General features: G+C 70.8%; 7 protein-coding genes and 1 pseudogene. 1 reads left to right on the top strand and 7 read right to left on the bottom strand.

Annotated elements, in window-relative coordinates:
* Positions 1 to 75 precede the first annotated feature (75 nt).
* The 7 genes and pseudogenes from ABZ281_RS31215 to ABZ281_RS31185 form a co-directional block, all read right to left on the bottom strand.
* Positions 76 to 540 (bottom strand): hypothetical protein, encoded by a 465-nt coding sequence (locus ABZ281_RS31215; RefSeq protein ID WP_356660907.1) that lies wholly within the window; start codon positions 538 to 540, stop codon positions 76 to 78.
* The gene (locus ABZ281_RS31210; RefSeq protein WP_356660905.1) at positions 537 to 1,523 is read right to left on the bottom strand and encodes a hypothetical protein; all 987 of its coding nucleotides are present in this window, start codon (positions 1,521 to 1,523) and stop codon (positions 537 to 539) included. The genes ABZ281_RS31215 and ABZ281_RS31210 overlap by 4 nt, the downstream gene beginning before the upstream one ends.
* A gap of 61 nt (positions 1,524 to 1,584) precedes the next feature.
* Positions 1,585 to 2,190 carry a hypothetical protein gene (locus ABZ281_RS31205; protein ID WP_356660903.1) on the bottom strand — a complete coding sequence of 202 codons (606 nt, stop codon included), beginning with the start codon at positions 2,188 to 2,190 and terminating at the stop codon, positions 1,585 to 1,587.
* Positions 2,187 to 2,699 carry a hypothetical protein gene (locus ABZ281_RS31200; protein WP_356660901.1) on the bottom strand — a complete coding sequence of 171 codons (513 nt, stop codon included), beginning with the start codon at positions 2,697 to 2,699 and terminating at the stop codon, positions 2,187 to 2,189. The genes ABZ281_RS31205 and ABZ281_RS31200 overlap by 4 nt, the downstream gene beginning before the upstream one ends.
* Before the next feature lie 21 nt (positions 2,700 to 2,720).
* Entirely contained in the window at positions 2,721 to 3,491 is a 771-nt protein-coding gene (locus ABZ281_RS31195) for a hypothetical protein (protein WP_356660899.1), read from the bottom strand.
* Positions 3,492 to 3,517: 26 nt separating this feature from the next.
* Positions 3,518 to 4,333 carry a hypothetical protein gene (locus ABZ281_RS31190; RefSeq protein ID WP_356660897.1) on the bottom strand — a complete coding sequence of 272 codons (816 nt, stop codon included), beginning with the start codon at positions 4,331 to 4,333 and terminating at the stop codon, positions 3,518 to 3,520.
* A gap of 118 nt (positions 4,334 to 4,451) precedes the next feature.
* A pseudogene (locus tag ABZ281_RS31185) lies at positions 4,452 to 4,847 on the bottom strand (HU family DNA-binding protein); the annotation flags it as partial.
* Positions 4,848 to 5,143: 296 nt separating this feature from the next.
* Here ABZ281_RS31185 and ABZ281_RS31180 point away from each other — a divergent pair.
* Entirely contained in the window at positions 5,144 to 6,742 is a 1,599-nt protein-coding gene (locus tag ABZ281_RS31180; protein WP_356660895.1) for an ADP-ribosylglycohydrolase family protein, read from the top strand.
* Positions 6,743 to 6,799: the final 57 nt, after the last annotated feature.

Genomic DNA, 6,799 nt, shown 5'->3' with positions numbered 1-6,799 from the left:
GTGGTCTTCGGCGCCCTGCTGGGCGCGGCGGTCGATCGCGGCGTCTGGCGCCCGCCCCGCCGAAGGGGAGGGGGATCAGGGCTGGGACTTCGCGGCGCGTCGGGCGTCGACGCCCGCGGGGGTGAGGAAGGGCCGGTGCTTCGGGCCGGTACGGCCGTCGTCGCCGTCGGTGGGCTGCGGGGCGCCGTCTGCGTCCCGGTACTCGACAAGCGCGAGACGGGCGAGGGCGGCGGCGGTTGGCCAGCTGACGTCCCGCAGCGCGCCGTTCTCGTCCGCGGAGTCGACGGCCGCCAGCTGGGAGTCGTTCAGGATCGCCCGCCGCCCGGCGCCGGTGATGAAGTACGGTCCGACGCCCTGCGCCTGCGCCAACTCCGCCGGCAGCCGGAAATCGTCGCCGTCGTTGCGGTAGACCAGGCCGTCGTCGAGGTAGACCTGGAGCGTGGTACGGCTGCCGTGTGACGTGAGGTGCCCCGATGGATGGGCACATGCGGCACGGAGGTGCTGAGGCGCTGGCGGGTAGGACTTGGCCTTGACGCTCATCGCGGGCCCTCCAGCGCGAGAGTCGGCACCGCGGAGAGCGCTGCCGCCTGCGCACCGACCGCCGCCGCCTTGACCTTGAGTCCGCAGCCGGGGCGCTCGCACCGCTCCGTCGCCCGCGGGTTGGGCCACCGGCAGTCCGGACAGCTCCACATCAGCCCCGCCGAGACCGCCACCAAGGTGATCACGGCCCTTTGCTCCGTGCCGGCAGCGTCCAGGAGCTGCTCCAACACGGTGGGGTGCGGGGCGCGGTGGCGACTGTGGTCGTCGAGGACGACGGTGTCCTCCACGACGACGCGCAGCGGTACGGTCCCGTCCGGCCGGACGACGTGCTCGGGGTCGGCGCTGTCGGTGTGGACCGAGACCCGGACGACACCGTCCTCGGCGTCCACGTAGCCGAAGACGAGCACACCGGCCACCTCGATGCACGAGGGTCCGTCGTCATCGGCGGCGTAGAAGACGGCACCGCGGTTGAGGCCATCGGCCGTCACGGCGTCGGGGAAGGCGAAGTTCAGGGGAACAATCCGAGAGCGGTGCGGCCGTCCGATCTCCTCGGAGTACAGCGCGAAGCCCTGATCGGGCACCGCGTCGCCGTCGGCACCGTAGTAGAGGTCGATCGCCTCGGCGTCGTTGGCCGGAGGCTCATCGGGCACGTCGCCCTGGCCGCCCACGTTGGCCCAGTTGCTCCGCACATGCGTGGCGAGCTCCGCGAGGGCAGCGCCCTCGGTGGCGTACGGCGCCGTGGAGTCCTCGTGTCGGGTCCAGATGCGCAGCATCCAGACCTGCTCGCCCGGGCGAGGTCCCAGGATGGCGGAAATGGCCGGGGACCGACGGCCGGCGGCCTCGGCGACGATCTCAGCGTGAACGCGCTGGGCGAGTTCACGGGACGGCGACGGCAGTTCGGCCGCGGCCGGTGAGTGGGCCAGGGCGCCGGCGATGCGCACCAGGCTCTCGATGTCGGAGGGGCGGAAGCGTTCAGCGAGCATGGTCATCCTCGTAGGTGGCAGAGCCCGGGGGTCAGGGGTGGGGTGCGTAGAAGTGGGAGTGCTAGATGCCGAGTGCCTGGAGCGCCGCCATCAGTGCGAGGGCGCGCTTGCGCTCGGGGGACACCCGAACGCGGCGGATGCGCTTCGGGTCGGAAGGAAGCTGGATGCCCGCGGCACCGCCGCGGTCATCCCGGCGCAGCGTGTACTGGTCCGCCGAGAGCATCCAGGCGTCCCAGTCGTCGGCCTTGCGTCCGGCACGTACCTGGGATTCCGCGGTGGGAGCCGTGACGGGGCAGGAACAGGCCGGGTCGCCGCACGGACGGCCCGCCGGATGCCGGGAGATGACGCCGCCCGGACGGTAGGTGGCGCTGGTGCCGTTGAGCGTCGGGCACGCCTTCTCCGCATACATCAGGCACGGCGGGTGGAGTGCCGGTTCCGGCGCGTACCCGACACTCACGTCCTGCGGACGGACCAGCACGTAGAACCACCGCTCCAGCGGCCGTTCGCAGATCTGGCACAGGCTGTTCTCGAAGGCCCGGGCCCGCCTGCCCCGGTGAAGCCCGCCGAAGACTGGCAGGCCGTTGTGCTCGAACGAGACGTACGGGACGACCAGGCCGCCACGAGTGGGACGGTGCGCGCACGCGGCGGGAATCGCCGGGGCGCTCACTGCGGATCACCACCGGCGAGCTCCCAGGAGGGGCGGGCGAGCTCGACCAGGAAGGTGTACGCGGAGTCGCTGGCCTGGAGCAATCGGACGACCGGGAGCTGCCGGTACTGGTCGAGGAACTCTCCGATCGTCAGCGCGGTGTGGTGCGCGTCGTCCGAGTGGTTGCCGTTGCCGACGGGGACCAAGCGCTCGCCTTGGTGCTGCGGCCACGTGTAGGCGGCAAGGAGCTCGGCCTGGCTCCAGTTGTTCGGGTTGGCGCGGACCTTGACGAGCTCGGCGCCCGGCACAAGCTCCCCGAGCGAGTCGAGGGGCGGCGTCCGGCGCGGTTGTGGGCTGCTCAGGGCCATGGCGCTCCCAATTCGAGGCGGGCGCTTCGTGGCCCGGGCGGTGAGTTGAAGGGCTGCGGGATTCGCCGCGCAGCGGTGCAGCGGCCAGACGACCGCCGTCACAGCGCCGGAGGAAGCCGACGTACGGGCTGTGAAGAAGAGGGCGGCCGATCGACCAGACATTCGCATACTACACATTGAATCCTAAATACACAACGCGATGGTGTGGGGTGTTCCCACATCCCCGCATGACACGGCGAACCGGGCCGTCAGCAGCGCCACGCACAGCGCGCGGATTCCTCCCTGCTCCCACAGCGCCTGGGACTCCGGCACCGCAGCCGGCCACCACTGCACCGATACCCCATCGCGCACCACGTCGACGGCGACTCCGTACCCGTCGTCCTTACTCCAGTCAGCCATGCGCACATGCGGGCGCAGCACCTCAACAGCACCCTCGTGGAGGCGGATCGCCTCCTCCTTCGCGCTGCGCGCGGCCCTTCGCAGGGCATTGGCCTGGGCGGCGGACACCGGTCGGTAGACGGTGCTGGCCCCCTCGTTCTCCGCGAAGACGACCAGAGCTCCCCCCTGCGCCGCGAGCACTCGGTCCCGGCCGGCTTCGGTGACCAGTTCGATCAGCTGTTCCGCGGCGACGGTCGTATCGGGTCCGCTCTCGGGAACGGCGGAGACCCTGTAGTGCCCGTGCCGCACGAGGTCCAGGGCGCGCCTGATGTCCAGCATGGCGCGGGCCAGCTCGGTGGAGCCGGGCTGGCCGTTGGCGGCGTAGCGGGTCAGCCGCTGGTGGACCCGGGCCGCTTCGCGTTCGTCGGGTTCGTCGAACTGGCTGGGGACCACCTCCCGAATGGCGAGGTCGATCACCTGCGTCAGGTAGCCGGCGCCGAAGTGCCTGCGGCGGAGCAGACGAAGCGCCAGATGTTTGGACGAATTGGCAAGGACGGTGGCTGGAGCCTCGGACACGAGGTGACTCCTCCCTGATTCGCCGGTCACGAGCCGGGCTGGTGGATGTACGCGATCCACGCCTCGTACTCGGCGGCGCCGAGCACGGGCGGCGGGATGATGGGGGCACGCCCGAAGCACCGGTCACAGGGACGTGCGCCCAGTTCGGCACCGGTGGCATCCCGTCGGCGCCCTGGCAACGCCGTGCCGCAGACGGCCAGGTTCGCCGGAATTGACGGGTCCAGCCTCAGATGCAGGTCCTGGCCGTGAAGGACCGGGCGGACCACGACGCCCCCGGTTTCGGAGTCGGGGCCGAAGTGCCGCGCCAGAAACTTCACGGCACGGGCGTGGGCGGACTGGGCGCGCTCCGCCAGAGTCCGGGTGTCATCAGGCAGCTGTTCGACGGCCCGCAGAGGCTGCTGCATGTCTGCCGTCAGACGGTCGACGAGGGCCCGCCCCTCGGTGAGGAACTGCGGCGCGTCGCCGCGGGGGTCGTCGCTACGCTGGCCGACCCAGATCCAGGACAGGGGCACGAACGCGGCAAGCTCGCTGAGGAGCTCGTATCGGCGGCTGACGGCCCAGGTGGCGTATGTGGCGCACGGCCGGTGGGTGCAGGAACCGGCCGGCGCCTGGCAGGCGCGCAGCTCGAAGCGGAAACCGAGCTCGGTCGCGGCAGTGCGAAGGATGCCGAGCTCCGCCACCCCGCCGCTCTCTTGCGGCCTTGCCCACCAGGCCGGTACGCCGCCGACCGATGGGCCGGGTTCGGTGCTGTGCCCGAGCCCCTGCGCCTCCCCTGAGCGGGCGGAGGCCAGAGTTCGGTGAGCAGAGACGACGCGGGCGCCGTCGATCACGAGATAGGTCATCAGTGGGTCTCTCCGATTCGGCCGGGCGCAGCAGCGCCCGGCCGTCGAGCAGGAAACGCCAGAGGGACAGAGGTCCCGGCGAAGGGGATCAGGCGAGCGACTTCATGGCCTTGGCGGGCTTCTTCGGCGCGGCCTTCTTGGCCGCCGCCCTCTTCACCGTGGTGGCGGAGGCGGCGTCGCCGGTGAGGCTGCCCTTCGGGGCCTTCTTCACGGCCACCTCGCTGCCTTTGGGCAGCTTCTTCGCGCCGCTGACGAGGTCCTTGAAGCCCTGCCCCGGGCGGAATCGGGGAACGGAGGTCTTCTTGACCCGCACCCGCTCGCCCGTCTGCGGGTTGCGGGCGTACCGGGCCGGGCGGTTGACCTTCTCGAACGACCCGAATCCGGTGACCGAGACCCGGTCGCCCGCCACCGTCGCGCGGACGATGGCGTCCAGGACCGCGTCGACCGCGTCAGCGGCCTGCTGGCGGCCGCCGACCTTGTCGGCAATCGCTTCTACGAGCTGGGCCTTGTTCATGACTGAACTCCTTGTCAGGGAAAGGGATTTGGACACCAGTCGCCGGGCGCTGGCATGGGGCCCACGAAAGGGGACGGGGCGCGTCGTACGGAGTGGCGAGAGCACCTCCGACAACAACCACAGTACACACGAAAAAAGTAATACGCAACGCTAATCGTCATGTTGACGAGAGAGGTTGGGTCGTGTCACTCTGACGTAGCGACAGCGGGTTGGAGCGCCAGGCGAGTTGATGCCGCGCTCCCCGCATCCGCCTTCCTCAGACCATCCACGCGGTACACGACCTCGGGAGAACACCCGTGAACACGAAGCTCCTTGACTCCACCGCCGCCACCCCGATCCCGGCGTCCCACCCGCTCAGCATCCACGCCACCGACCGCGCAGCCGGCGTCCTCCTCGGCGCCGCGTGCGGCGACGCCTTGGGCGTGCCCTACGAGTTCGCGCGCCGACTGACCGCCAACGAGCAGCCCGTCATGATCGGCGGCGGCCTGGGCCCTTACAAGCCGGGCGAGTACTCCGACGACACGCAGATGCACGTGTGCATCGCCGCAGTCGCCGCCACTGGCGCCGACCTGACCAGCGACGGGGCGCTCGACCAGATCGCCCGCAATTTCCACCGCTGGCGTGACGGCGGCGCGAGCGACATCGGGAACCAGACCCGCAGCGTGCTCGGCGCCGCGAAGGCCCACAAGACGGGGACACCCGCACAGGCCATGCTGGCGGCAGCCGACGCCTACACCGCCCGCACCCGGTTCAGCGCGGGCAACGGCTCGCTCATGCGGACCGGCATCGTCGCCCTCGCCTACCTGGACGACGTCGAGGGGATGGTCAGGGCAGCCACAATGATCAGCTCCCTCACGCACTCCGACCCCGAGTGCATCGAGGCGTGCATCCTGTGGTGCTCGGGCGTCCGCATCGCCGTACTGGAAGGCACCTTCGACGGCGTCCGCCAGGGTGTCGCGCTCCTTCCCGCAGACCGGCAGGGAATCTGGCACGCGAGGCTGGACGAGGCCGAGGCGAACCCGCCGCACCACTGGGAGAGGAACGGGTACGTGGTCACCGCCCTCCAGGCAGCGTGGTCCGCCATCACCCGCACACCCGTCCCGGACTTGGCACCAGAGCGCGACTCGTTCCCCGCCCAGCACTTCCAGCTCGCCACCGAGGCCGCTGTCCGCGCGGGCAACGACACCGACACCGTGGCCGCGATCGCAGGCACCCTCCTCGGGGCGCGCTGGGGCGTCTCTGCCATCCCCCTCGACTGGCAGCGGGCGGTGAACGGCTGGCCCATGATGTCCGGCCCCGGCCTCGTCCGTCTGGCCGTCCTGACCGCCCGCAAGGGTGCCGACGACAGCGACGGCTGGCCCTCCGCCCCGCGCGTCAAGATTCCCGGCTATGCGGGTTTGGCCTTCACGGTGGCCCACCCGGAGGACCCCGGGGTCATCCTCGGCAACCTCCCCATGACCGAGTTCACCGGCACCCCGCCGGTCGACGCCGTCGTCTCCCTGTGCCGCATCGGGCAGGACCCGGTCTTCTCCCGGATCGACGTTGAGCATGTCCGCGTCTGGCTTGTCGACAAGGAAGGCGCGAACCCCAACCTCCACTACGCCCTTGACCAGGCGGCCCACCAGGTCCTCCGGCTCCGCAAGGAAGGAAAGCGCGTCTTCCTCCACTGCGTCGCGGGCCGCTCGCGCACCCCCGCCGTGGCGGCGGCCTACAGCACGATCTTGGGAACGGACCCACACACCGCCCTGACGGAAGTCTGGACGGCCCTAGGCAAGCACTGGACCCTCCTGGCGCACCCACAGCTCCACGACGCCGTCTACGAGCTGGCGGGGCAGCCGCCGTACCAGCCGCAGCCCCGCCTCCGCCGTGGCCTCTTCTTCCGCAAGCGTGGTTGATTGCGGCGACGGCGCGTGTCACCGCTGAAACCAGGGGCGCGGTCTCCGCAGGAGACC

Source organism: Streptomyces sp. NPDC006265, assembly GCF_040613555.1.
GTDB lineage: Bacteria > Actinomycetota > Actinomycetes > Streptomycetales > Streptomycetaceae > Streptomyces.
The sequence above is the reverse complement of the archived record's forward strand: the minus strand, read 5'-3'. Positions and strand labels throughout refer to the sequence as shown.

Bases quoted from the DNA above. Each gene is read 5' to 3' on its own strand.
- ABZ281_RS31215 (WP_356660907.1), bottom strand. From the start codon at position 540: ATGAGCGTCAAGGCCAAGTCCTACCCGCCAGCGCCTCAGCACCTCCGT.
- ABZ281_RS31210 (WP_356660905.1), bottom strand. From the start codon at position 1,523: ATGCTCGCTGAACGCTTCCGCCCCTCCGACATCGAGAGCCTGGTGCGC.
- ABZ281_RS31200 (WP_356660901.1), bottom strand. From the start codon at position 2,699: ATGTCTGGTCGATCGGCCGCCCTCTTCTTCACAGCCCGTACGTCGGCT.
- ABZ281_RS31190 (WP_356660897.1), bottom strand. From the start codon at position 4,333: ATGACCTATCTCGTGATCGACGGCGCCCGCGTCGTCTCTGCTCACCGA.